The organism is Streptomyces sp. TOM-9 (assembly GCF_056858595.1).
Genome location: NZ_JBXEQB010000001.1, coordinates 5,724,066 through 5,745,863, shown reverse-complemented (window position 1 = coordinate 5,745,863; position 21,798 = coordinate 5,724,066). Strand labels below are relative to the sequence as shown.

At 72.4% G+C, this 21,798-nt stretch carries 29 protein-coding genes; 8 read left to right on the top strand and 21 right to left on the bottom strand.

The features are described 5' to 3' along the window. Nucleotides 1–97: 97 nt before the first annotated feature. Nucleotides 98–1,432: a DUF4132 domain-containing protein gene (locus AC1VWI_RS26945; protein WP_499513581.1), complete on the bottom strand. Its 1,335-nt coding sequence runs from the start codon at nt 1,430–1,432 to the stop codon at nt 98–100. Between the two features lie 170 nt (nt 1,433–1,602). Here AC1VWI_RS26945 and AC1VWI_RS26940 point away from each other — a divergent pair, with 170 nt between their 5' ends. Then, entirely contained in the window at nt 1,603–2,175 is a 573-nt protein-coding gene (locus AC1VWI_RS26940) for a hypothetical protein (protein WP_499513580.1), read from the top strand. Between the two features lie 378 nt (nt 2,176–2,553). After that, nucleotides 2,554–3,252 (top strand): hypothetical protein, encoded by a 699-nt coding sequence (locus AC1VWI_RS26935; RefSeq protein ID WP_499513579.1) that lies wholly within the window; start codon nt 2,554–2,556, stop codon nt 3,250–3,252. Nucleotides 3,253–3,255: 3 nt separating this feature from the next. Here AC1VWI_RS26935 and AC1VWI_RS26930 read toward each other — a convergent pair whose 3' ends face one another. Further along, on the bottom strand, nt 3,256–4,140 hold the full coding sequence (locus AC1VWI_RS26930; protein WP_499513578.1) for a hypothetical protein: 885 nt from the start codon (nt 4,138–4,140) through the stop codon (nt 3,256–3,258). A 126-nt stretch (nt 4,141–4,266) separates the two neighbouring features. On the opposite strand from AC1VWI_RS26930, the gene AC1VWI_RS26925 reads away from it, so the two are divergent. Next, a complete protein-coding gene (locus AC1VWI_RS26925; protein ID WP_499513577.1) occupies nt 4,267–5,445 on the top strand; it encodes a D-alanyl-D-alanine carboxypeptidase family protein in 1,179 nt (392 codons plus the stop codon). Between the two features lie 30 nt (nt 5,446–5,475). On the opposite strand, the gene AC1VWI_RS26920 is transcribed toward AC1VWI_RS26925, so the two are convergent. The 9 genes from AC1VWI_RS26920 to AC1VWI_RS26880 form a co-directional block, all read right to left on the bottom strand. After that, on the bottom strand, nt 5,476–5,736 hold the full coding sequence (locus AC1VWI_RS26920; protein WP_499513576.1) for a hypothetical protein: 261 nt from the start codon (nt 5,734–5,736) through the stop codon (nt 5,476–5,478). 5 nt (nt 5,737–5,741) lie between these two features. Continuing rightward, entirely contained in the window at nt 5,742–5,933 is a 192-nt protein-coding gene (locus AC1VWI_RS26915) for a hypothetical protein (protein ID WP_499513575.1), read from the bottom strand. Next, nucleotides 5,930–6,784, bottom strand: a complete 855-nt coding sequence (locus tag AC1VWI_RS26910) for a peptidoglycan-binding protein (protein ID WP_499513574.1) — start codon at nt 6,782–6,784, stop codon at nt 5,930–5,932. The genes AC1VWI_RS26915 and AC1VWI_RS26910 overlap by 4 nt, the downstream gene beginning before the upstream one ends. Before the next feature lie 110 nt (nt 6,785–6,894). Continuing rightward, nucleotides 6,895–7,545: a hypothetical protein gene (locus tag AC1VWI_RS26905; protein ID WP_499513573.1), complete on the bottom strand. Its 651-nt coding sequence runs from the start codon at nt 7,543–7,545 to the stop codon at nt 6,895–6,897. Then, on the bottom strand, nt 7,542–7,835 hold the full coding sequence (locus AC1VWI_RS26900; RefSeq protein WP_499513572.1) for a hypothetical protein: 294 nt from the start codon (nt 7,833–7,835) through the stop codon (nt 7,542–7,544). Before AC1VWI_RS26900 ends, AC1VWI_RS26905 begins: the two co-directional genes overlap by 4 nt. Next, nucleotides 7,828–10,236 (bottom strand): hypothetical protein, encoded by a 2,409-nt coding sequence (locus AC1VWI_RS26895; protein WP_499513571.1) that lies wholly within the window; start codon nt 10,234–10,236, stop codon nt 7,828–7,830. Before AC1VWI_RS26895 ends, AC1VWI_RS26900 begins: the two co-directional genes overlap by 8 nt. After that, a complete protein-coding gene (locus AC1VWI_RS26890) occupies nt 10,223–11,053 on the bottom strand; it encodes a hypothetical protein (RefSeq protein WP_499513570.1) in 831 nt (276 codons plus the stop codon). The genes AC1VWI_RS26895 and AC1VWI_RS26890 overlap by 14 nt, the downstream gene beginning before the upstream one ends. A gap of 94 nt (nt 11,054–11,147) precedes the next feature. Beyond that, a complete protein-coding gene (locus AC1VWI_RS26885) occupies nt 11,148–12,137 on the bottom strand; it encodes a hypothetical protein (protein WP_499513569.1) in 990 nt (329 codons plus the stop codon). 29 nt (nt 12,138–12,166) lie between these two features. Then, nucleotides 12,167–12,700: a hypothetical protein gene (locus AC1VWI_RS26880; protein WP_499513568.1), complete on the bottom strand. Its 534-nt coding sequence runs from the start codon at nt 12,698–12,700 to the stop codon at nt 12,167–12,169. A gap of 125 nt (nt 12,701–12,825) precedes the next feature. Between AC1VWI_RS26880 and AC1VWI_RS26875 the strand changes: the two genes are divergently transcribed. After that, nucleotides 12,826–13,509 carry a VWA domain-containing protein gene (locus tag AC1VWI_RS26875; RefSeq protein WP_499513567.1) on the top strand — a complete coding sequence of 228 codons (684 nt, stop codon included), beginning with the start codon at nt 12,826–12,828 and terminating at the stop codon, nt 13,507–13,509. Nucleotides 13,510–13,577: 68 nt separating this feature from the next. On the opposite strand, the gene AC1VWI_RS26870 is transcribed toward AC1VWI_RS26875, so the two are convergent. The 5 genes from AC1VWI_RS26870 to AC1VWI_RS26850 all read right to left on the bottom strand — a co-directional run bounded on the left by AC1VWI_RS26870 (nt 13,578) and on the right by AC1VWI_RS26850 (nt 16,086). After that, a complete protein-coding gene (locus AC1VWI_RS26870; protein ID WP_499513566.1) occupies nt 13,578–14,228 on the bottom strand; it encodes a hypothetical protein in 651 nt (216 codons plus the stop codon). Between the two features lie 15 nt (nt 14,229–14,243). Beyond that, complete coding sequence (locus tag AC1VWI_RS26865) at nt 14,244–14,579, bottom strand: hypothetical protein (RefSeq protein ID WP_499513565.1); 336 nt, start codon at nt 14,577–14,579, stop codon at nt 14,244–14,246. 65 nt (nt 14,580–14,644) lie between these two features. Next, nucleotides 14,645–14,935 (bottom strand): hypothetical protein, encoded by a 291-nt coding sequence (locus AC1VWI_RS26860; protein ID WP_499513564.1) that lies wholly within the window; start codon nt 14,933–14,935, stop codon nt 14,645–14,647. A 104-nt stretch (nt 14,936–15,039) separates the two neighbouring features. Next, nucleotides 15,040–15,600 carry a phage tail tube protein gene (locus AC1VWI_RS26855; RefSeq protein ID WP_499513563.1) on the bottom strand — a complete coding sequence of 187 codons (561 nt, stop codon included), beginning with the start codon at nt 15,598–15,600 and terminating at the stop codon, nt 15,040–15,042. 81 nt (nt 15,601–15,681) lie between these two features. Beyond that, nucleotides 15,682–16,086 (bottom strand): phage tail termination protein, encoded by a 405-nt coding sequence (locus AC1VWI_RS26850; RefSeq protein WP_499513562.1) that lies wholly within the window; start codon nt 16,084–16,086, stop codon nt 15,682–15,684. Between the two features lie 302 nt (nt 16,087–16,388). On the opposite strand from AC1VWI_RS26850, the gene AC1VWI_RS26845 reads away from it, so the two are divergent. Then, a complete protein-coding gene (locus AC1VWI_RS26845) occupies nt 16,389–16,826 on the top strand; it encodes a hypothetical protein (RefSeq protein WP_499513561.1) in 438 nt (145 codons plus the stop codon). A gap of 79 nt (nt 16,827–16,905) precedes the next feature. Here AC1VWI_RS26845 and AC1VWI_RS26840 read toward each other — a convergent pair whose 3' ends face one another. The 3 genes from AC1VWI_RS26840 to AC1VWI_RS26830 are packed head-to-tail and all read right to left on the bottom strand — an operon-like array spanning nt 16,906 to nt 18,040. Next, nucleotides 16,906–17,121 carry a hypothetical protein gene (locus AC1VWI_RS26840; RefSeq protein WP_499513560.1) on the bottom strand — a complete coding sequence of 72 codons (216 nt, stop codon included), beginning with the start codon at nt 17,119–17,121 and terminating at the stop codon, nt 16,906–16,908. Then, nucleotides 17,118–17,813 (bottom strand): hypothetical protein, encoded by a 696-nt coding sequence (locus AC1VWI_RS26835; protein WP_499513559.1) that lies wholly within the window; start codon nt 17,811–17,813, stop codon nt 17,118–17,120. The genes AC1VWI_RS26840 and AC1VWI_RS26835 overlap by 4 nt, the downstream gene beginning before the upstream one ends. A 38-nt stretch (nt 17,814–17,851) precedes the next feature. Continuing rightward, nucleotides 17,852–18,040 (bottom strand): hypothetical protein, encoded by a 189-nt coding sequence (locus AC1VWI_RS26830; RefSeq protein ID WP_499513558.1) that lies wholly within the window; start codon nt 18,038–18,040, stop codon nt 17,852–17,854. A gap of 365 nt (nt 18,041–18,405) precedes the next feature. Here AC1VWI_RS26830 and AC1VWI_RS26825 point away from each other — a divergent pair, with 365 nt between their 5' ends. Further along, nucleotides 18,406–18,801, top strand: coding sequence for a helix-turn-helix transcriptional regulator (locus tag AC1VWI_RS26825; protein WP_499516920.1), 396 nt, complete (start codon nt 18,406–18,408; stop codon nt 18,799–18,801). A gap of 3 nt (nt 18,802–18,804) precedes the next feature. Here the strand turns inward: AC1VWI_RS26825 and AC1VWI_RS26820 are convergent, their stop codons facing one another. Both AC1VWI_RS26820 and AC1VWI_RS26815 read right to left on the bottom strand, forming a co-directional pair. Beyond that, nucleotides 18,805–19,248 (bottom strand): DUF4234 domain-containing protein, encoded by a 444-nt coding sequence (locus tag AC1VWI_RS26820; protein WP_499513557.1) that lies wholly within the window; start codon nt 19,246–19,248, stop codon nt 18,805–18,807. A 144-nt stretch (nt 19,249–19,392) separates the two neighbouring features. Continuing rightward, nucleotides 19,393–19,920, bottom strand: a complete 528-nt coding sequence (locus AC1VWI_RS26815) for a MarR family winged helix-turn-helix transcriptional regulator (RefSeq protein ID WP_499513556.1) — start codon at nt 19,918–19,920, stop codon at nt 19,393–19,395. A gap of 67 nt (nt 19,921–19,987) precedes the next feature. Between AC1VWI_RS26815 and AC1VWI_RS26810 the strand changes: the two genes are divergently transcribed. Beyond that, nucleotides 19,988–21,241 (top strand): MFS transporter, encoded by a 1,254-nt coding sequence (locus AC1VWI_RS26810; protein ID WP_499513555.1) that lies wholly within the window; start codon nt 19,988–19,990, stop codon nt 21,239–21,241. 144 nt (nt 21,242–21,385) lie between these two features. After that, a complete protein-coding gene (locus AC1VWI_RS26805) occupies nt 21,386–21,796 on the top strand; it encodes a hypothetical protein (protein ID WP_499513554.1) in 411 nt (136 codons plus the stop codon). The last annotated feature ends 2 nt before the right edge of the window (nt 21,797–21,798 follow it).

The following is a 21,798-nucleotide window of genomic DNA, read 5'->3' as shown; positions in this document are numbered from 1 at the left end:
GGGCCCTCGGGCGTTCACGGGGTCAGCGCGCGGCCGATCTGCCTGCGGGTGACCGTGTGGCCGACGCACCCCGCGAGCCTGCGCGTCCGCACGCGGCTCACAGCCGGCTCACGATCGTCGGGTCGGTGATCTCCGTGTCGCGGGCGAGGAGCAGCGCCTTGCCGAGGACCACCGACAGCATGGGGTCGCCCTCGAAGGGCAGGGGGCCCGGGACCGCGCAGGCGTGGGCGGGCGGGACGACGCACAGGTGGCGGTCGCCCGGGGACATCAGGACGTTGCCGGAACCTATGTGGATCCGGTACGTGTGCCGGTCACCGCGGACGTGCAGGAAGCGGCCCTCGACGGCGCAGCGTCCGGCGATGGCCAGGCGCGGCACGAGGCGGGACAGCACCTCGCGGCGCGTCTTCGCGCACGGGGTCAGCTCGCCGAAGCCGTAGGACGCCCAGTAGGCGCGGAAGCGGCCGTCGGGGCCGCCGTCCTGCCAGGTGGGGTCGTTGCCGATGCCGGCGGCGCCCACGAAGAGGTCCACGTCGCGCACGACTTCGCTGAGGACGAGCGGCGGGACGTCGGCGAGCGGGAGCGGATCGGCGGCCCGGTCCCCGGGGGCGTGCAGCGGGAGGAAGCGCACCTGGTCCGTGCCGACGTACAGATGGCTGCCGAAGTGGCCGAAGGCGTCGCCGTCGACGCCCTGGACCCGCAGCTCCGCCCGCAGCCCCCACCGCGGGAGCTCGCGCGTCGCGGGCGGGAGGGCCTCGTCGACCGGCGGGCGCAGGCGGTACCGCCAGCCCCGGGCGGCGGCCAGCGAGGCGAACCGGTGCTGTCCCAGGACGTGGTGCGTGACGGTGACGCGTGCGGCGTCCGCGAGGCCGTACACCTCGCGGTGGGCCTGCCGGAAGGGCTGCGTGACGCCGTGCCGCTCCAGCCACTCCCGCCAGGCGGTGATCTCCGCGCGGTCGCACCCCCAGGGGTGCCACAGTCCGACGGCGTCCTCCCCACCGACCGGGACCGGCTCGCCGTCGAGGGTGCGCAGGCCGCCGTCGGCCCACCCGCAGGCGACCCCGTCGACCGTCCACAGCAGTCGCCGGACGAGGGTCCCGAGCAGCGGATGGCCCAGCATCCGCTCCCGCCACACGGCGTACGCCCACGTGCGCCGTTCCGGGAACTGCCGTTCCAGCCATGCGGCCTGCGCCGCCAGCGTCCGGTCGATGTCCCCGACGGTCGCCCTGAGCCGCGTCAGCTCCCCCGCATGCTCGCGCCGCACGGCGGCCGGGGCGCCCTTCAGCGCCTTGCCCGCCGCATTACGCCACCCCAGCACGGCCCGCCCGTCCCTGATCCCCAGCTCCGCGGTGACCCCACCCAGCCGCTGCGCCACCCCGATCCCGTACCCGGGCACGGCCGGCTCCCCGACGTCCCCCCACGCGATCACACTCACCGTCCACCCCCTGTGCGGCGACCCCCGCAGTCCCCATGCCCGCCGAGCGTAGGACCGCCCTCTGACAACGCCCCGTCTGCGCTGGTGCGTGACTTGATTCAGCCTATGGTGCGTTTATTGATGATCTGTCATGCTCCGAGCAGGATGCGGGGAGCTCCTATGGGGGGATCATGACGATATTGGGGCGGCCGAAGCCGCTCGGATTCGGACAGGCAGCCCAAGAGGCCCATTCCATCGCCGCCCCAATGTTGACAGCAGCCGCACTCGCCCTGGCCGGCGTCGTCGCGGGAGCGGACCCAACGTTTTTTCTCTGGCCTGGGCCGACACTCCTGGTCCTGGTCGCTGCATCGCTCTCGCTCGTTGCCAGCATGCAGCTCCACTACCACGCGCGCCATTACTATTACAGCCCCCAGGACATCGAAGCGTGGTACGGACCCGACGCCCATCGCTCCAAGCAATACCCTGCATTGCGCGTCACTCAGCGCCTCCATTTCGAGATATGGGAGCGCTACATCTTTTGGGCAATCCTGTCCTTCAACGCGGGTACCTCCCTGCTGGGCTTGGGCGTCTCCCTGGCCCTCGCACCCTCGGACGCCGGACCTCAAGCCGCATGGCGCTGGGTGGCGTTCGCCATGGTCCTCTTGTGCACAGCGTTGGACGTCCTGTGGATCGCACACCTGTACAGGTTGCGGAACCGGGAGGAACAGGACGAGGAAACCATCCCCGAATCCAGAGAGGGCTAGGTCACCGATGAGCTCGCATTCCATGACACTACCGGGAATCGCCGCACCCTCCAACAGATGGCGGGAATGCTGGGGGGATGATTGTCTCGGACTGATCCCGAGGAACAGCGGCACGGACACCATAAAGGCATGGAATTCGGCACTCGAAAACGGGCCACACGCCATCGCCGAATATCTGAGGCAACACAACAAGGTCAAGCACGACCCGGGGTGCGACTTTCAAGTGCTGCCCCCCTCGGTCCACAACGCCGCCATGGACGGGGGCCGCGATCCACGACCTGTACTGAAACAAGCCCTCACCGAGCTCAACGAGGCCCGCCGCACGGACTAGTCACCCGTCCGGCAACCTGGGCCACGCCCGCCACTACGATGACGCGCGTGGCTCGGACGGACAGGGAACGGGGGCGTCGTCCCGCCCCGTGGCTGGGTCTGGGCGCGCTGGCGCTCGGGAGCTTCGCCGTGGGGGACACCCTGCACCGGGTGCGCGTGGCAGCGGAGTGGGCCGTCACGTGGTGGCCCTGGCTGCTGCTCGCGCTGGCGGTACTCAACCTCGTGCGGTCCTTCGTCGGCGTCAGCTCGCTCATAGCCCCTGGCGTCCTGGCCGCGATCGCCCTCGTGGGGCTCGCCCACGGGCACGCCGTCAGCGGCCGCGTCCTGGTGAACGTCGTCCTGCCCGTCTCACTCGCGCTGGTGGGCGTCGCGTTGCTGCGCCCCTCAGTTCGACCGGGGGAAGGGCGGTGGACGCGGTTCCTGTCCACGGGCCGCGTCCGCGGTCCCGGGGCGATCGGAGAACGCACCCGGCACCCGCGCCTGGAACTGCGGGCCGTCGCCGGGGAGATACGGGCGGACCTCACCGGTTCGGCGCTCGACGGCGACGTGACCGTCCACATCACGGCGGTCGTAGGGCACGTGCATCTGACCGTTCCCCGGAGCTGGCCGGTCACGGTGCAGACGACGGGCATGGTCCTCACGCGGGTCACCGACTCAGGGCCGAGGGACGCCATCGACACGGACTCCGGTGGCGTGGGCCTGCATCTCCTGGGACTGGGCGGCGCGGTCAGCCTGGTGCGGGCGTAGCGCTCATCGCAGACGGTCGGATATCCGCCGGAACAGGTCCCACTCACCCTCGTGGTCGGGGAGTTCGTGGCCCAGCGCCTTGGCCAGATCGAGCCGGTGCAGGTCGTAGACGACGTACATCAGCCCCGCATACGCCTGGGCGGCCGTCACCGCCCCCTTGTACGCGAGGGCTGCACCCGCCAGGGACGCGGCGAGGAGCCCCCACTGGCGCGGTTCGTCGTGGAAGGCCACCGCGCCGACCAGGGTGCAGGCGAGGAAGCAGTGGCACAGGTTCACCGCGGTGTCGAGGGAGTCCCGGGCCGAACTCAGCGCGGCGGCCAGCCGGCCGGAGACCTGCGGGAGGATCCGCGGCCAGGAGGCCAGCGTCGCCAGGCCGTAGCGCTCTCCGGCTCTGAGTTCGCCCGCACGCAGGGCGTTTCCGAGGGCCGTGGGAAGCAGCACGTTGCCCGGGGGAAGCGCCGCCAGTCGCCGGACGGCCTGATGGCGGTCGCGTTCGAGGCGGGCGAGGGAGTCCCGCTCCCGTATCTGCTCGCCGAGGCTCTTGCCGGTGTGGCTCTCCACGTCCGTGTCCTCGCGGGTGGTGGCGTCGAACAGGACCAGCCACCTGCGCCGCTGGTACTCCACCAGCACCCCCGCCAGCCGCGACGTCGGCGCCCACCGCTCCCAGTAGCCCTCCAGCACCCGGACGGCCCGCACCTGGAAAGGGTGCAGCAGCAGGCCGAGCAGTGCGGCGGAGGCGGAGATCGCGAGCACTGCGGCCGCGGTCGAGGCGGGGGTGGCGGGGAGGGCGTCGTGCCATCGGGTGCGGCCGGAGAACGCGCCCGCACGGGTGAGGGTCCAGGCGTGTGTGACGAACAGGGCGCTCGGCGCGAAGTGCACGGCCAGCATCCGGCGCAACGGGTTCCCGCCCTTCCCCCATTCGCATCAAGGAACCCAGTATGCGCTGGGCCGACCGGTGTCCACAGAGGTGCCCCCGGTTCGGTTGTGGGGGGTCGCAGCTTGTACCGTCCCCCCATGGCCGCGACACCCCCCACACCGCCGCGACGTGCCGTCCTCGGACTCGGCGTGGCTGCCGCGCTGCTTCCCGCCGGGAAGGCGGTGGCGGCCGGCAGATCCGTGGTCGGGGGCGAGCGGCTGGGGCGGCACGGGGTGCAGGTGGCGGTGGGGGCGCCGAGGCTGCCGGAGACGAACTCCCTGTCGTGGATCGTCGCGGACGCCGACTCCGGTGACGTGCTGGCGTCGTACAACGCGCACCGGCAACTGCCCCCGGCGAGCACGCTGAAGATGCTGTTCGCGGACACGCTGCTGCCCCGCTTCGGCCGGCGGACCCGGCACGAGGTGACGCACGCGGACCTGGCGGACATGGGAGCCGGGAGCAGTCTGGTCGGGATCGAGGCGGGGATCACCTACACGGTCGAGCAGCTGTGGCTCGGGGTGTTCCTGCGGTCGGGGAACGACGCGGTGCACGTGCTGTGCTCGATGAACGGCGGGGTGGCGAAGACCGTCCGGGAGATGCGGGCGCGGGCGCGGGAGCTGCAGGCAAACGACACGTACGTGGTGAGCCCGGACGGCTACGACACGCCCGACCAGCTGTCGTCGGCGTACGACCTGACGCTCTTCGCGCGGGCGGGGCTGCGGAACCCGGACTTCAGGTACTACTGCCGGACGCAGGTCGCGCGGTTCCCCGCGGAGAAGGGCGCGACCTTCGAGATCCAGAACACCAACCGCCTGCTGGGCGACTACGACGGCATGATCGGGGTGAAGAACGGCTACACCACCAACGCCGGGAACACCTTCACGGGCGCGGCGGAGCGCGACGGACGGACGCTGCTGGTGACCGTGATGCACCCGGAGTCGGGGTACGACGAGGTGTACCGGGAGGCGGCCGACCTGCTGGACTGGGGGTTCGACGCGGTGGGCCGCGTGGAGCCGGTCGGGGAGTTGGTGCCGACGCTGAGCCAGGTGCGCGCGATGGCCGGGGGGCCTCCCGGCGACAGCCGCGGCCCGCGGCCCGCGGCGGCGGGGGACGCGTCGAAGGGTTCCTCGTGGTTCGGACCGGCCGTGGAGACCGTCCTGGTGGCGGCGGTCGCGGCGTTCGTCCTGGCGATCAGGCGCCGCCCCCTGCCGCAGCGGGCGGCGGCGGCCCGGGGGGACGCCGGGCGGCGCGGGCGCGGCTCGAGCCGCGCCCGCTGAGGTCGCCGTCCCGCGGCCGGGGTACGCCGCTCACCCGGCGAAGGTCCCGTAGGCGGCGACGACCAGCGCCAGCAACCCGGTGAGCGCCGCCACGGCGGGCAGCGGCCAGCGGGAACGCTCCAGCGCCTCGATGCGCTCCTCGTGCTCGCCCAGCACCTTGTCGGTCTGGTCGGCGCGCTGCAGGAGCAGGGCGAGATCACCCCGCGTGGTGGCGAAGCCGACGTCGACGGAGCGGCGCAGGCGTTCGAGTTCGAGGGCGACCCCGAGGGCGCCTTCCTGATGCGTGGTCATCTGCCTCACCGCCTCAGCCAGGAGGGCAGCAGCCGCTCCACGGCGTCGAGGGACATCACGCGGGTGACGGCGGCCGCGACGGCGAGCACGGTGCAGGCGCCCGGCCAGGCCGCGTCGACCAGCAGCGGCGCGGCGGCGGCGAGGGCGACGCCGGTCTGGACGAGGGTGCGGACGGTACGGCGGTCGGCGTCGGTCATGTGGTCTCCTTCCTCTTCGGGACGTGCAGTCCGTCCCAGCTGGTGCGGCCGGGGATGCCGTCGGCGTCCGCGCCGCCGTAGCCGAGCTTGCGCTGCCAGGCGGCGTAGGAGCGGCGGTCGGCTTCGGTCCACTCCGGCCCGGGCCCTTGCCGGTAGCGGCCGCAGCCGACGGCGACGAGGCGCCGGCCCATCGCCGTGACGACGTCGCTGCGACGGCCGGGCCGGAAGAAGGCGGCGCCCGGGAAGGGCTCGTACGTCCGCGCGGGCGGGGTTCCGAGCCGTTTGGCGACGCGCTCCCGCATGGCCGGCATCGGGAAGCTGGGATCGATCTTCCGTCCCGTCCATTCCTTGTGCCCGATGACGTGGCCGGCGCTCCAGCCGTGCACCCGGCACAGGGCGACGGCGGTCCTCTCCACGGCCGCCAACTGGGCGGCGGGGTAGGGGTCGTGGCCATCGCCCAGGTTCTCGATCTCGAACCCGTAGAAGTGGGCGTTGCCGTCGACGGCATCGGCACCGGGCTTGGCGGGCAGCGGGCGGCCGGCGCGGACGGCGTCGTACACGGCGCTCGAACCGCTTCCGGCGTGGTTGGTGCGCCCGTACCCGACCAGGTGCACGGTGCCGTCCTTGGCGATGACGCCGATGCACAGCGGTCCTGGCAGGTCGGCGCGGCCGGTCCGGCACATCGCCACGCTGTCCCGGCCGGCGGTGTGATGCAGCATCACCCCGTGCACCTGGCCCCAGGCGGCGACGGCGTTGCGGTTGTGGGTGCGCCAGTCGCCGTGTCCGGCGACGGTGACGCCTTCGGCATCGAGAGCGGCCAGGAATGCCGTCGCGGAGACGGGTGTGGCCATGGTTCCTCCTCTGATCGGTGGGACGGTGGTGGGACTGGGGACGGGAACGGGAACGGGGAAGCCCCGGGCCGCCGTGCGCACGGCAGCCCGGGGCTCGGGGGCGGACGGTGCTACAGCAGCGGGTCGATCCGGATGAAGCGGGTGTCGAAGCTGGCCGTGCTGGACGCGTTGCCGGAGCGGTAGGCGGGTGTGGCGGTGTAGCCGGTGCCCGCCGTGAGGCCGGTCACGAGGAACTGGCTGGACGACGAACCCCGGCCGGTGTTGGTGACCAGTGCCGCCCGGTCGTCGCTGGTGGCGAGGAACACCGCGTTGTCCGAGGCCCTGCGGACCGTGGCGGACATGTAGGAGCTGTACGCCCCCGAGCTCCACATGTAGGCGCCCACCGTCACGATGACCTGGCCGGAGGCGGGCGCCGTGAAGGCGGCCGCCATGGGGTCGCCGACCGCGTCGGTCAGGGTCTCCGCGTAGGTCGTCGAGTTCGTGGTGCCGCCGTCCACGTTCACCCGGAACACCGGGACGGCCCCCACCGGCGCCCAGACGGTACCGGTGTACTGCACCAGCCGGCCGGGGGTCGTCAGCCAGGCGACCATGCCGGCCACGGGTGCCGTGACCTTGGCGTCGCGCGACGCCGCGTCCGCGAAGCGCATCACGGTACGGCCGTCCACGCCCTCCGCGAGCGCCCTGAGGTTCGCGGGCAGGTCGGCGGCGTCGGTGGCCTGGGGGTAGGGGAGATTGCTGATCGGGGTGTACTGCGTGCTCACGCGGTCGCCTCCGCTGCGGGCTCGGGTACGCCGCCGCCTTCGGCGGTGTACGGGGACGGGGTGGCTTCCTCCTCCTCGCCGGGGCCGTGCGGGGACGGCGGCTCCGGCGGCTCCGGTTCCCCCTCCGGCGGCGGGCCGTCGCTGACCGTGACGGCGACCGGAAGGTCCGGTCCGTGGTCCGCGCCGACGCCGAGGTATCCGGCGAGTTCCGTCGTCACCGTGTCGGCCAGCTGCTGGAACTGAACGTCCGTCAGGGTGACGGGGGCGGCTCCGGGGGTGTCCTCAGGCATGGGTGCCCTCCTTGATGTCGCGCCAGGTCCGGCCGCCGGCCTTCACCTCGGCGAGGGTCGGGTAGGCGGCCGCCACCTGGGCGTACGTCTGCCACACCTCCGTCACCGGCGCCGCCGGGACGTCGGGGGTCAGCCCGGAGTCCGCGGGGACCCCGTTGGGCACGGTCCCGCGCAGGGTCAGGGTCTGCCGCACCCCGCCGGCAGCCGTCGCTGCGGTCTTGATCCCGGTGACCCAGGCCAGGGTGTCCAGTCGGGCGCCGCTGGTGTCGACCAGCCGCACGACGTCGCCGAGCTGGATCCGCGGGTCGGGGAGCACCTCGACGTCGCCGATGACGGGGACGGGGTACTCGCCGGCCCTGCGCATGGCGTCGGCGAGCGACTGCGCGCCCCGCAGGTCCTGCACCCAGTCGGTGGCCTCGGCGGAGTACTCCTGGCGGCCGTAGAACCGTTCGCCGGCGCTGCCCGCCACCCAGGAGGTGGCGAAGCGCTCGGCCGGGTCGTCGGCCGGCTTGAGCGTCTCGAGGTGGACGGAGGGCTCGCCGGTCTTCGTGACGGTGTAGAGCGTCTGCGCGCTGCGGTTGCTGAAGCGCACCACGAGGTAGCCGTCCTCGCGGCGGGTCAGGACGTCGACCGCGCCCTTGACCGCCGTCGCCCCGGCCGCGGGCGAGGTCGCGAAGCGCACCGAGGACCCGGAGGTGGTGACGGAGTCGTCGTCGGTGAGCGGCGGTCCGATGTCGAACTCCTCCTCGGCCATCACGTAGCTGACCGTGACGGACCGGTTCGCGGGGATCTCCCGGATGGTGCTGTCGTCGTAGACGGTCCCGGTCGCCGCGCCGGTCTTGGACCAGTCCTTGGCGGGCTGGACGCAGTAGTTCCGGCAGGCGTCGATCTCCTCCGTGACGGTCAGCGCGGCGATGTCCCGCACGGTGGTCAGCGTGAGGTCGGCCGCCGTGGGGGGCTGGGCGAACCGGGTGTGGTTGCGCCAGCGGAAGACGCCGTGCTCGTCGAACTCGGCGGTCGCCATGGTCGCCTTGGCGATCTGCGTCAGCACGTCCCACTGCGAGCCCGAGATCCGGGGGACGGAGACCAGCGGGAAGACCGCGTCGTCCAGGACCGCGCCCTTGGTCCAGGTGCCGGACTGGCCGAAGACGGCGGCGGCCGGCATCGCGGCCAGTCCGGAGGTCACCTGCAGCGACTCCACGGCCACGGTGGTGACCAGCCGCACCTGGTCCAGTTCGGCGGACTTCTGGATGCCGGACGGCTGGACGTACGTGGCCGCCGTCCCCAGCAGCTGCGTTCCGTCGGGTGCGGTCAGCCTCGGCTGCACGGTGGGGTACATCGCGGTCCCGGTGCCCGCCGTGTCGAAGAACGCGCCGATGTGCCAGACGCCCCGCTGTGTCCTGATGGCCGGCCATGACCACTCGAAGTACCAGTAGCCCTGGTCCGAGCCCTCGGAGTAGAGGCGGACGGTGCCGGCGACGAAGTCGACGACCAGGCGCAGGGTGCCCGTCGCCGATCCCGTGCGGTTGAGCTGGAGGTGGATCTCCACCGTGTCGCCGATGCCGACGGCGTTGTTGACCCACGCCTCGGCGAACAGCCGGCTGCCCGGCACGGTGACGCGGCTGCGCGGGAACCAGGAGGCCGTCAGGCCCGTGGTGCCCGGCTCCAGCCCGGTGGGCACGAGCGCCATCTCGTGGGGCGCGTCCTGCCTGGTCCAGGTGTAGTTCCGCGGATCGGGCAGCACTTCCGGCTGGCCGTAGGGCGTGGTGAACCCGCCGTGCAGCGTCGCGTGGACGAGGGTGAACGGCTGCCCCTCGACGAACTCGGGGTAGCGCGCGGGCGGGGAGCTGTGGAGTCCCGCCTGCCGGAGGAGCTCGTCCACGCACCAGGTCACCGAGGACACCGGGCGCTTCCGGAAGAACCCGATGTACGGCTTCGGCAGGACGGCGGGGCCGCGCAGCCGCTCGGCCCCGTCCAGCGCGGTGACCTTGACGGTGTCGCTGCCGGAGGCCGCGCTGCGGGCCCGGACCGTGCCGCGGAAGGCTGCCAGGTCGTTCCCGCCGAGCCCCGCGGCGTGCACCACGGACTGGCCGGGACGGACGAGGTCTCCCGTGCTCCTGGGCGCCCACGGCGAGTACAGCTGGGGCCCGGACCGGTCGGCTCCGCCCTGCAGGTGTTCGTCCGGGGAGACGGCCGCACCCGAGATCTCGAACTCGGCCTGGGCCGAGGCGCTGCCGGAGAACGCCCGCATCGCCTCCGGCAGGTCGGTCGCGTACGACCGGTCCACGCTCCACGACTGGACCTGGGCGCCGAGGTCCTTGCCGCCGAAGCGGGTGGAGTGGGACGTGGTCCGCTCGCCCTGCGCGAGGGCCGCGCCGAGCGCGTCGTCAGCCCGCTGCACCGGCCACCTCCACCAGGTCGATGCTCACGCCGCGGTACGGCAGCGGCTGGGACGGCACGTCGCTGTACCCGGTGACCGCCATCGCGGGGCAGCCGTCACCGGGGACGCCGTCGGCGGCGCCGTCGTCGTACGACAGGCAGGCCCCGGCGAGGGCGTACGTCCCGGCGGCCCCGGGCTTCGCGCAGGGCGTCACGAAGGCCGCGCCCGCCGGCACGGTCCCCGCCACGTAGGCGCCGTTCGCCGACACCGACGACAGGTAGGCACCGGCGGCGTTCTTGAAGTCGAGGTTCACCGCGCACGTCGGCAGGGCGGCGATCGCCGTGGAGGCCCGGAAGGAGATCCGGGTGCCGGGCGCGACGGGGTGGCTGCCCCAGTAGCGGTGGCGCCAGCCGACCTTCGCGGCGGTGTCCGCGGCGGTGAAGGCGAAGACCCCGGGGGAGGCCGGTTCCGTGACGCTCCCCGTTCCGGTGCCCACCACCGGGAGCCACTGGCCGAGCCCTGTGCTCCCCGGCTCCCCCCGGCCGGCCGCCTGCAGCGCGTCCAGCATGTTGGCCGCCGCCGGGTCGAGCAGCGCGACCGGCCCGGCGCCGTCGGTGCGGCGGGCCAGCCGGTCCAGCACCCTGGCCTGCGCGGGCTCCAGCGTGTCCCAGCTCAGCTTGGTCCGGCGGTTGGCGCGCGCGTTGCGCACGACGGTCACCCGGCCGCCGAGCGACGTGAACTCCGACACGCCGAGGTCGGCGCTCCGGTCGAAGCTCCGCGCCGCGCGGTCGATCTCGTACAGCGAACCGGGCGGTCCGATCCACAGGTTCCTGCCCATGTGTCACCTCGTCTCTTGCCGTGAGGGCATGAAAAAGGCCGGCGACACGGTCGCCGGCGTCGAATCCGCAGGAAGGGCGGGGAGGGGGCGCGGCTCAGCGCCGCGCGAGCTGCCGGTTGCCCAGGGCCACGGCCCGCGCGATGGTCTGTGCGTCCACCTGGACGACGACGGGCCGCTCCGCGAGCTTCTCGACGGCCGCCGCCAGCCGCGCCATGTGCGCCGGCGACCCGCCGCCCGTGCCGAGCATCCGCTCCAGCCTGCTGAGCGGGATGACCGCCTCGGCCTCGCCGCCCTCACCGACCACCGCCAGCGTGCCGCCGCTCCGGGCGGGGACGACACCGCCCTGGGCGAGGGCGGGGATGTTGGGGATCTGCGGGATGTGGATCGAGAAGGACTTGCCGCCGATCACCGGCACCCAGCCCGGGATCGACACGTGGACCCGGTTCAGCGCGGAGATCATGTAGTTGATGCCGCTGATGTACGCGCGGGGCAGCGCGGTGAAGGCGTTGATGATGCCCTTCAGCACGGACTTGATCGGGCCGGCGTGGGACTTGATGGCGCCGAGGATGGCGTTCCAGGCCCACTTCACGCCCTTGGCCAGGGCGGCGGACACCTTGTCCATGTTGATGAACTGGGAAATGACCGGCGCGAGCAGTGCCATGACGAGCCCGAACGGGTTCGCCGCCATCGCGAGGTTGAGCCCCCGCTGCGCGAGCGAGGCCCCCTTGACCCCCTTGCCGAGGCTCCCCATGGACTTCCCGCCGCGGTCGGCGTTCTTGCCCGCCTTCCCGACGGACTTCTCGACGGCGTCGGACTGCCGCTTCACGTCGCGCAGGGCCTCCTCGGCCTTGCCGGAGGAACCCTTGAGCCTGTCGAGGGAGGTCTTGAACTTGTCCGTGCTCCCGCGGGACTTGCCGAGGGCCGTGTCGGCCGTGCCGAGACCGGTGCGCAGTCTGCCCACGGCGCCGCCGGCCGAGTCGGCACCCCCCTTGACCCGGTTCATCGCCGTCCCGGTGCGGCTGAGGGAACTCCCCAGTCCCGCGAGCCGGGCATCCACACCGGCAATGGCCTGTTTCAGATTCATGTCTGCCTCAATTCCGTTGTGCCGTGCGATCAGATCCCCGCGAGCGCCTGGCTGAGCCCCTGCACGGAGCTCCGCAGCTTGTTGAACTCCTCGCGCTTGGCGCCCCGGGCACCGAGGTCCGCTCCCTGGCCGATGCCGCGCAGCCGGGTCCTGAGGTCACGGACATCCCTGTTCGCCCGGTCGGCCGCCGCCTGGGCGCTGGAAATCGCCTGGTGCTCCGATTTGGCGAGGAACATCCGCCGTAGACGGTCGTCGAGTTCCCTCTGCTTCTTCTCGTCCTTCGCCTGCTCCGCCGCCTTCACGTTGCCGAAGGTGATTTTCTGAACACCGCGGACGCTGAGTCCCTTTTCGTCGATCTTGACGAAGCTGTAGTCGACCTTGAACAACTGCGCGGTGGCCGCCACCACTGCGACGGCAGCCTTCAGCCCCTCGACGTCACCCTTGATTCCGGTCATCGAATGACTGATTCCGGTCGTCGTGAGACTGATGCCGGTCAGGGCCTTCTTGATTCCCTCCGTTTCCTTGCGTACGAAGTAGAGGTCTTTGTCCACGTCAAAGCCCATGCGAACTCCTTGAGTCCTGGTTGCGTCGACGTCGGGCGGCGTCATAGCCTCCCGACATGGCTGGCGGAGAGCTGCGTCCACCGGGAAAGGGCTCGAACCCCCGCAAAGGGGTTCTCGCTGCCTCCATGGCCACCCGGATCAGCAGGACGAAACGGCATCCGGCCCGAGTCGTCCTCGCCCTCCCCGGCGCACACCGCCATCCGTTCGAGACCGGCGTCATCGCCGATATGGCCCGCAGAGCCGCCACGCTGGGCGGATTCCTGGCTCCGGGGACAGGTGTGGACGTCTGGTTGTACACCTCACGGGCGCACCGCCTTCCGGAGCTCCGCCTGCCCCAGGCCGCGGGGTGGATCGCCGACTGGGCGGTGCTCCCACGCGAGCCGCTGCTCTCCCGGGACGCCGCGCCGGGCAATCTCCTGGCCCGGCACGCGGAGCGCTACGAACTCTTCGGCCCCGAGGACGCAGCTGCGGCGATCCGGGAGATCTCGCGCAGTCTCGGCACGGACGACGGCCCGGCCCTCGTGCTGTTCTTCGTGTGGGGATTCCACTCGGAGGGCCCCGGCTTGGCCGATCAGCTCGAAGCGGCATCCGGTGGGAACGTCTTCTGGCAGTTCGTCGGCGACACCGGCATGGGGTCGTCCGTCCTCGACCGTCTGGACACGCTGCGGGCCGAAGCACCGCACATCTCCAACCTGGACCTGTACCAGGGATGGGACTCGATCCAGGAGACGCCCGAGTACCTCTTCTTCCGCGGCGTACTGAAGCCGTTCGTCCGCTGGCGGAAGGCCCGTCGCCGGACGATGAACTGAGCGTGTGGCAGGGCCCGCCGGAGACAGGGCGACCGCGCGACCACGCGCCACCGCGGACCACGCCGGCCTCACGCCGTCTCGTACGTACCGCTGACGCGGATGAAGCTCCCGCTCGAGAACGCCGTGCCGAACACGCCGCCGCTGCCGACCTGGTTGAGGTTGGACGCGCTCGTCGAGCCCGGCGCCCACACGGTGAAACCGGTGGCTCCCGACGTGGCGGCGAGCTGGCCGCTGACGAGTGCGCGGCCCGCGGAGTTGGAGGCGTTGCCGGCGAACTGAACGAGGGTGCCGGTGGCGCCGGCGGTGACGGGGAGGCCGAAGGTGTAGGCGCCGCTGCCGTTCGTCGTGGTGGAGCCGAAGGTGAGGTACAGCTGGAAGTGGCAAGTCCTGCCGACGAGGGCGTAGCGGCCGGCGATCGTGCCGTCGCCGATCGCGGGGTTGGTGGTCGCGGCCGTCCAGGTGGGGGTGTAGGCGTTCCAGACGCCGAGCCCGGCCCAGGCGGTGCCGGTGTGGTGGGTGAAGCAGCCGGGAGCGGTCAGCCAGACGAGCATGCCCGCGGCCGGTGCGGTGATCTTTGCGTCCCGCGTCGCCGCGTCGGGGAAGCGCAGGACGGTACGGCCGTCCGCCGCCTCGGCGAGGGCCTTCACGTGGGCCGGCAGGTCGGCGTTGTCGGTGGACTGCGGATACGGGAGCGCGCTGAGCGCCGTGTAACTGGTCACGGATGGATCGGCCCCTCAGGCGAAGAAACGGATCAACTGCGCGGGCGTGGGGTTCCCGGGAACCGGCGACGGCTCCTCGTCCCCGCCCGGACCGGCCCCGCCCCCGGGGCGCGGGACGGGCTGGGGGTACTCCAGCGCCTCCGCTTCCTCGTCGCGGTTCACGGTGGCGAACATCCAGTTGGCCTCGGCGAGGTGGTCGACCACGTTGGCGAGCAGGTGGTCGCCCACCGACCAATCGGCGGCCTCACCGTGGACGCGGCGCAGGGTCGCGCTGTCGCGTGGCAGGTGCCGGACCAGCACCGCGAGCCGGCGCGAGGACAGCCGGCCGCGGTGCCAGTCCAGCAGGTCCACGCCGTAGTGGCGGAGCAGGTCCGCCTCGAGCGCCTCGGCGTGTTCGTCGACGAACCCGCCGAGGCTCAGCCTTCCCCCAGGCCGAGCCCGGTCTCCTTGCCGTAGGCCTCCAGGATGGCCGCGATGTCCTGCATCGTGACCTCGTGGCGGTCGAAGCGGTCGAACTGCCGCTCGCCCAGCAGCAGCTGGAGCAGCCCGTCCACGTCGTTGTCGTCCAGGGCCCGCAGCTCGCGGGCCGTGGAGCGGGTGAGCTCGGTGGGGAGCTCGAAGGTGTCACCGTCGACGGTGAAGGTCCAGGAACGGCCGAGCGCCTCCAGGCGCTGGGCACGGGCGGCGCTGACGTCGAAACCGGCCATGCTGCATCCCCCTCTGAGATGGGTGGGTGGTGTACCGGGACTGTGCGGAAAGGGCCCGGGGCCGGTGGCGCGGCGCCACCGGCTCCGGCGGTCGGACGGGGTGTCTACGCGTAGGAGGCGTCCTTCATGAGGATCGTGGCCAGCGGCTTGACGTCGTCCACGGCGAGCGCGGTGAAAGTGACGCCGAGCTTGACCGAGGAGGTGCGGTTGAGCGTGATCTCCTCGGTCTCGGTGACCTGGCCGCGCGGGATCACGAAGCGGTAGGTGACGTTGGCGCCGTCGGTGAACTCGATGCCCATCGCCTTCTCGTTGAACTTCGGCGCGCCGGCCAGGTCGTACTTCCACTCCGTACCGGAGGCGGCCACGGCGTCGCCGCCCATGAAGAAGGGCAGGGTGTCCTCGTTGAGCTGCAGCAGCTGGAACTTCACGCTCAGGTCGCGGTCGGAGTAGATGAACCGCGCCGGGCTGACGGACTGCCAGGTCTCGACCGGGTCGAGCTTGTCCTTCTTGTTGAACTTGATGCCATCGGGCGAGGTGTAGCCGAGGTCCTTCCAGGCGGCCGCCCAGGCGACGACGGTGTCGGCCGGGGCGGCGGTGCCGACGGGGGCGACGAGGATGCGGCCGGTGCCGGCGACGCGGATCTCGGAAGAGTTGTTGCCTGCCATGCTGGACTCCTTGTCGGGGATGCGGACATGACGAAGGCCCCGCCGGACGGCAGGGCCTGATCAGGGGTGGACGTCGGACGTTCAGGCGGGCCGGATGTACAGCCGCGTCGTGGAGTAGTAGCGGTTCGCGGCGGCCCGGTTCCAGTCGGGCAGCCAGCGCGGGCCGTCGGCCTCGACGACGTCGGTGACGACGGCCGTCCCGTAGGTCGTCGCCCGCAGCGCCTGCACGGCGGACCGGGCGGACAGGGCCAGGGTGTGGGCGGCCGTCTTGGTCGGGCCGTAGACCTCCAGGTCGACCAGCGGCTGGTCCAGGTGCGCGTCGTCGATCCAGGCCCCTCCCGCACGGGAGACCAGCACGACCGGCTGGGTGCCGTCGAAGCCGGCGGGCGCGGCGTTGTCGACGGTCGCTCCGGTCAGTTCGGGGCGGGCCTTCAGGAAGTCGACGACCAGCTTCTCCACATCGGGGAAGACGGGTGGACTGGGCAAGGGTTTCTGCTCCCTTCGGACGGTGGCGGCGGCTTCGCGGTGCGAGCGGTGGGCCGCCGTCCAGCACGAAGCGGCGGTCCGTCACCCGGTCCCGGGCACAGCTCCGCCGCTGCATCCATCGTGACTGATTGCGCTCGCGCTCGCAACTTGAATCGCCTCCGCAATGGCTGGATCCGTGGCCCGAAGCGTGCCTCCCGAGGATTGGCGGCACCCGAAAGTGGTGAACACGTGTGTGAAGGACGTCTGGGTCCGGCGACGCTCGACCGCCGCTCGGCACCAGGGGGCAACGGGGAGGGAGTGCCGTGCCAGGCACGGAGGACATGCACGAACCGGTGGAGCACCGGGCGCGGGAGCGCACGCAGGAACACGCACAGGAACAGGCCCGGCCGGCCGCTCCGCCGGCCGCCCGGACGCTGACGGAGGAGGAGGCCCGAGGGCTCATCGAGGAGATCGTCCAGGCGTGCCTGCCCGAGGGTCTCGTGGCGGTCACCCGCTCCCACCTGGAGGAAATCACTCTCCGCGCCTACACCCACGGCTGGCAGGACGCGATGGGCCAGTACGAGGAGGAAGCGGAGACGGAGCGGGAGGACGGCGTCGCCCGTCCCCGGCCGGGGGAATTTCCGCGACTCGTGAGCCCGGCGCCCGACACGGCGTCCGCCCCGCCGGGACCGGCGCCGGCCCCCCGGCCGCGGCGCCCGCGCCGCCCGCCCCGGGGTCTGCCGGGGGCGGGCATGACCTGACGCCGGCCGGTCCCCGGACATGACGCCGCCCCGCGTACCTCCTCGGGTACGCGGGGCGATGCAGGGAGTTGTCGTGACGTCAGGCGCGACGCGTGGGCGCTTTCCGGCCACGCGCCACCCGTTCGGCGGCGAACACGTCCTCCAGCCGGTACAGGCTCGCCCGGCCGCTGCGGCCGGCCGCGGCCAGGTGCCCGAGCTGCACCCACTTGCGGACCGTGGCCGGGACGACCCCCGTCTCCCGCGCGGCGGACTCGCCGTTGATCAGCGTCGGGCCGGGGTACCGCGCGCTGTTCACACGGCCTCCCGGTCGACCAGGCCGGCGATCGCCGCGGGATCCAGGGGAAGTTGCCCCCATGCGGTCTCGGCCCAGGTGTGACGGTGCGCGGGGTCGTCCGCGCAGCCGCAGTCCTCGTCGGTGCAGCGGCACCCGGGGTTCACGCAGAGCACCGCCCTCCGGGCGGGCAGGGCTCGCAACGAGACCGAGTCGCACCAGGGGCAGCGTCCGTCCACCCGGACCAGGACCTCGGCCTCCCCCAGCACCGAACCGCAGCGGCGGGCCATGCGGCGGCATTCGTCGAGGACGTGCGCGGCCAGGACGGGATGCTCGGCGACCCGGTCGAGCAGGCCGGCGATCCGGCCCAGCCGCTCGGGGACGGGGGCGCGGCGGGCACGGCCGAGGCCGAGCTTGTCCCGGACGGCCTCCTCCAGTTCGACGACGCCGTCGGTGATGTCCCGCAGGGCGTCGGACACATGGAGTCGCAGCGGTGCGGCGCCCCCGCCGAGCACCCACTCGCGGTCGGTCCGGTCCTCCCGGTCGCGTTCCGCGAGCGACCGCAGCGCCTGCGGTGTGAGGGGGTCCCTGGACGCGGCCGAGGAGCCGGCACTTCCGGGAACGAGTTCGCGGACGAGCTCGGGGAACTGGCGCCGGAGGATGTCGAGCCACCGGACGGCCCGGGCGGTGTGCTCGGTGGCGAGGTTGCAGGTCACTTGACGATTCCTTTCGTTGCGGACGGCGGTCCCGGGACTCACGCGGACAGGCCGGACGCCGGCGCCGGCGCGATCACCCGGCCGTTGCGCCACAGGCGGCCCGCGCAGACGCCGTCGAACCAGCTGTGCTCGGGGTCGACGACCTCCTCGCACACCGCGCGGATCGGGCACCGGCCGCAGGCCAGCAGCGCCGGCAGCGCCTCCCGGGCGTGCCGGGCGAAGACCACGGAGGGCGGTAGACCGGCACAGGCGGGGGCTTGCGGGGGCTGGGGTTCACAGGGGGAACGTAAGGACACGACGGTCGGACCCTCCGACGGTTGACGTTGCGAATTCGAACACACTTTCGCATGTTGCGAACGCGCACGCAACAAATTTGTTCCCGGCGCAGGCCTGTGGCACATGCCTTGGGAATATGCCCGGCACCCCGCGGACCAGGGGCGTCCTGAACACGGGATCTTCACCGATGCGATCGCGCAACGGTACATTTCGTGCGCGCACGCTGGTTATCGTGAAGAAGCAAGAGGGAGGAGCCCCACAGGTGCCGAGCGATGCCGACCACATCGAAGAGTTCGCCGACTGGATCGAAAGCCTCATGCGCGGCCGGGGGTACGACATCGACAGCCCGCGCGGGGGCGGCAGGTCGAAGCTCGCGGACGACGCCGGGGTGCACCGCGCGGCCATCACACGGCTGCTGCAGCGGCAGAGCATGCCGGATCTGGAGACGATGCGCGGTCTCGCCCGTGCGCTCGGCATCCCCGTGCGCGACGTGCTCGTCCGGTCGGGCAAGCTGACCGAGGACGACCTTCCCCGGCCGGACGTCCAGGCTTCGGGCGCCGGCCCCGCGGGCCCTCGGATGACCGCCGCGCAGGCGGCGGACGCCCTGGGCATCCCCGAACACCTGAAGGCGGCGTTCATCCAGGTGACGGAGCAGTTCACGCGCCCCGACCGCGCCGCGGAGCTGGGAGCGGGGGACCGCGCGACGGGCTGAGCGTCAGTTGCGGGCGACCCAGACCTGGTTGAGCTGCTCCTGGTAGTAGAAGGAGGTCAGCCCGAACGCGGGGGCCAGCAGCAGCCCCTTGAGGCCGGAGACCGTGTCGTGGAGGCCCGCGCGGCGCTGGGCGCGGGCGATGCGGCAGCCGGTGTTGTAGAGCGAGACGACGGCGGGCACGAGCAGCAGCGCGCCCAGGCTGACGGCGAGCACGGCGAGGGCGGGGCGGACCTTGATGCCGGGGTCGAACTCCCGCAGCTCCTTGTTGGCCCGGTAGTACCAGACGAGCCAGTACACGCCGAAGGTGAGGGGCCCCAGGAGCCAGACGGCCCCGGGGCGGCGCATGTCGCCGGACGGCGTGGCGAGTCCCACGCCCCCGGAGACGGGGAAGCCCGGGAAGGGTCCCCGCGGGTAGGGGAGGGTCCGGTAGCGGTCCTCGTCGAACATGCTGCCCCCAGGTCGGGCCTTCGGCCGGTGACGGAGCGGTTGCGTGCCGAAGAGAAGGTAAAGCTACTCGGCGGTTCGGCGGCCCGTCAGCGGGGAACGCTCACAAATTTCGCACAGGATGTCGGATCTTCCCGGATCCTGTGTTCAGCCGTCCTCCGCCACCACCATGACGCGTCGCAGCAGGTCGGAGAGGTACCGGCGTTCGTCGGCGTCGAGGGCCCCCAGCAGCCGGTACTCCTCGTGGCCGAGGACGTCCATGGCACCGAGCCAGGTGGCACGGCCGTCGTCGGTGAGCTCGACGTCGACGCGCCGGCGGTCGGCGGTGGAGTGTGTGCGCCGGACGTGGCCGCGGGCCTCCAGCGCGTCGAGGCGGCCGGTGACGGACGCGGGGGCCAGGTCGAGGTCCGCGGCGAGTTCGGACGGGGCGGCGCGGCCGCCGCGCCCGGCGAGGGCGTGCAGGGTGTCGAACTCGTGCCGCTGCAGGCCGAAGTCGACCAGCGACTGCTCACGGACCTTGCGCAGGTGGCTGGTGACGAGCTTCATGCGGGTGACGGCGCCCTCGATGTCGGGGTCGAGGTCCGGCAGGAGGGGCAGCCAGCGCTCCACGTGCCCGTCGGTCCAGTCCCGTTCCACCGGGGCTCCCACGGTGTCGGCGTCGGCGTCTGCGTCCATGGCCGAATCCTACGGCGCAGTATATTTCGGTGGCGAATGATTCGGCACCGAAATACATTGCGGTGCCATGACGCCCACGCATCCCCTCCGGCTCCGCGGCTTCCGGCTGCTGTTCGCCGGACGCACGCTGTCCCTACTCGGCGACGGGGTCGTGCCCGCCGCACTGGTCATCGCCGTGACCCGGGCGACCGGCGACGTCTCGGCCCTCGCCCTCGTCCTGGCCTGCGCGATGGTGCCCAAGCTGCTGCTCCTGCCGCTCGGCGGGGTGGTCGCGGACCGCTTCGACGCCCGGCGCGTGGCGCTCCTCACCGACCTCGTACGCTGCGCCGCCCAGCTCTTCGTCGGGTTCGAACTGCTCGGCGGCGACCCGTCGCTGGCGCCCATCGCGCTCGCCGAGGCGGTGGGCGGCACCGCCTCGGCGTTCGCGATGCCGACCCAGTCGCCGCTGGTCGCCGGCACGGTGACCGACGGGGCGGCACGGCAGCGGGCCAACGCCCTGATGGGCGTGGCGAACAGCGCGACCCGGCTGTGCGGCCCGGCCCTGGCCGCGGCGCTGATCTGGGCCGCCGGCCCCGGCCTGGCCTTCGTGCTGGACGCGGCCTCCTTCGCGGTGAGCGCCGCGCTCCTGGCGGTGCTGCGGGTCGAGCGGACGCCGCTGCCGCGCGCGTCGATGCTCGCGGACCTCAAGGAGGGCTGGAGCGAGGTCCGTTCCCGCGACTGGTACTGGACGAGTCTGGTCGCGCACGCCGTGTGGAACGGGGCCGCCGCGGTCCTGACCACCCTCGGTCCGGCCGTCGCGATCCACCGGCTCGGCGGCGAGGGCGTGTGGTTCTGGGTCCTGGAGGCCGGGGCGGTGGGCCTCGTCCTCGGCTCCCTGCTGGCCGCGCGGGCCCGTCCCCGCCGTCCCGTGCTCGTGGCCAACCTGGGCCTGGCGACGTACGCGCTGCCGCTGGTCCTGCTGGCCCTCGCCGCACCGGCCCCGCTGCTCGTCGCGGCGTACGGGCTGGCACTGGCCGCGCTCGGCTACCTCAACCCGGTCTGGGAGACGGTCGTCCAGCAGCAGGTGCCGCCGCGGGCACTGGCCCGGGTGACCTCGTACGACTGGCTGCTGTCGCTCGCCGCGATGCCCGTGGGCTACGCGCTGGCCCCGCTCGCCGCGAACCTGTGGGGCTCGGCGGTCCCGCTGGCGGTGTCGGCGGCGCTGGTGGCGGCCGCCTGCCTGGCGACCGCGGCGGTACCCGCGGTGCGGGCGATCGGGACCCAGGTCCGCGCGGAGCCGGCCGCGCCCGCTCCATCCGCCGACCGGACGGCGAAGGGCTGACGGTGGAGGGCCGGCGGCGGAGGGCTGCGACGCACCCGCCCCACGGCCCCTGCGGGCCACCGCACTTCTCGCTTGAACATGTTCAAAAACAGGTCTACAGTCATCGGCAACGGGTTTTGAACACGTTCGAAAAGGGTGGGACCCATGGACCTCACGGTCGTCGCATACGTCATCTACCTGCTCGTCAGCATCGCGCTGACGGTGTGGGTGGCCCGGACCCTCAGCCGGGCCGGCAAGGTCTTCCTCGAAGACGTGCTCCACGGCAACGAGAAGCTGGCCGACGCCGTCAACCACCTTCTGGTGGTCGGCTTCTACCTCGTGAACTTCGGCTTCGTGGCGCTGTACCTGAAGAACGCCGACCGGGTCGGGAACGCCCGCGAGCTCTTCGAGGCGCTGTCGGTCAAGCTCGGTGTCGTCCTGCTCGTCCTCGGGGTGCTGCACCTGTGCAACGTGTACGTCCTCAACAAGATCCGCCGCCGGGGCGTCATGGACCGCGAGCAGATCCCGCCCGTCCGCCCGCAGGGCTGGACCGCCCCCGCGCAGCCGGGGGCGTGACG

Excerpts from the sequence above, each read along its gene's own strand:
- AC1VWI_RS26820 (WP_499513557.1), bottom strand. The coding sequence starts at position 19,248 with ATGTTCGACGAGGACCGCTACCGGACCCTCCCCTACCCGCGGGGACCC.
- AC1VWI_RS26910 (WP_499513574.1), bottom strand. The coding sequence starts at position 6,784 with ATGGCCACACCCGTCTCCGCGACGGCATTCCTGGCCGCTCTCGATGCC.
- AC1VWI_RS26855 (WP_499513563.1), bottom strand. The coding sequence starts at position 15,600 with ATGGCAGGCAACAACTCTTCCGAGATCCGCGTCGCCGGCACCGGCCGC.
- AC1VWI_RS26860 (WP_499513564.1), bottom strand. The coding sequence starts at position 14,935 with ATGGCCGGTTTCGACGTCAGCGCCGCCCGTGCCCAGCGCCTGGAGGCG.
- AC1VWI_RS26930 (WP_499513578.1), bottom strand. The coding sequence starts at position 4,140 with ATGCTGGCCGTGCACTTCGCGCCGAGCGCCCTGTTCGTCACACACGCC.
- AC1VWI_RS26815 (WP_499513556.1), bottom strand. The coding sequence starts at position 19,920 with ATGGACGCAGACGCCGACGCCGACACCGTGGGAGCCCCGGTGGAACGG.
- AC1VWI_RS26900 (WP_499513572.1), bottom strand. The coding sequence starts at position 7,835 with ATGCCTGAGGACACCCCCGGAGCCGCCCCCGTCACCCTGACGGACGTT.
- AC1VWI_RS26925 (WP_499513577.1), top strand. The coding sequence starts at position 4,267 with ATGGCCGCGACACCCCCCACACCGCCGCGACGTGCCGTCCTCGGACTC.
- AC1VWI_RS26890 (WP_499513570.1), bottom strand. The coding sequence starts at position 11,053 with ATGGGCAGGAACCTGTGGATCGGACCGCCCGGTTCGCTGTACGAGATC.
- AC1VWI_RS26825 (WP_499516920.1), top strand. The coding sequence starts at position 18,406 with ATGCGCGGCCGGGGGTACGACATCGACAGCCCGCGCGGGGGCGGCAGG.
- AC1VWI_RS26885 (WP_499513569.1), bottom strand. The coding sequence starts at position 12,137 with ATGAATCTGAAACAGGCCATTGCCGGTGTGGATGCCCGGCTCGCGGGA.
- AC1VWI_RS26875 (WP_499513567.1), top strand. The coding sequence starts at position 12,826 with ATGGCCACCCGGATCAGCAGGACGAAACGGCATCCGGCCCGAGTCGTC.
- AC1VWI_RS26920 (WP_499513576.1), bottom strand. The coding sequence starts at position 5,736 with ATGACCACGCATCAGGAAGGCGCCCTCGGGGTCGCCCTCGAACTCGAA.
- AC1VWI_RS26940 (WP_499513580.1), top strand. The coding sequence starts at position 1,603 with ATGACGATATTGGGGCGGCCGAAGCCGCTCGGATTCGGACAGGCAGCC.
- AC1VWI_RS26915 (WP_499513575.1), bottom strand. The coding sequence starts at position 5,933 with ATGACCGACGCCGACCGCCGTACCGTCCGCACCCTCGTCCAGACCGGC.
- AC1VWI_RS26810 (WP_499513555.1), top strand. The coding sequence starts at position 19,988 with ATGACGCCCACGCATCCCCTCCGGCTCCGCGGCTTCCGGCTGCTGTTC.
- AC1VWI_RS26805 (WP_499513554.1), top strand. The coding sequence starts at position 21,386 with ATGGACCTCACGGTCGTCGCATACGTCATCTACCTGCTCGTCAGCATC.
- AC1VWI_RS26880 (WP_499513568.1), bottom strand. The coding sequence starts at position 12,700 with ATGGGCTTTGACGTGGACAAAGACCTCTACTTCGTACGCAAGGAAACG.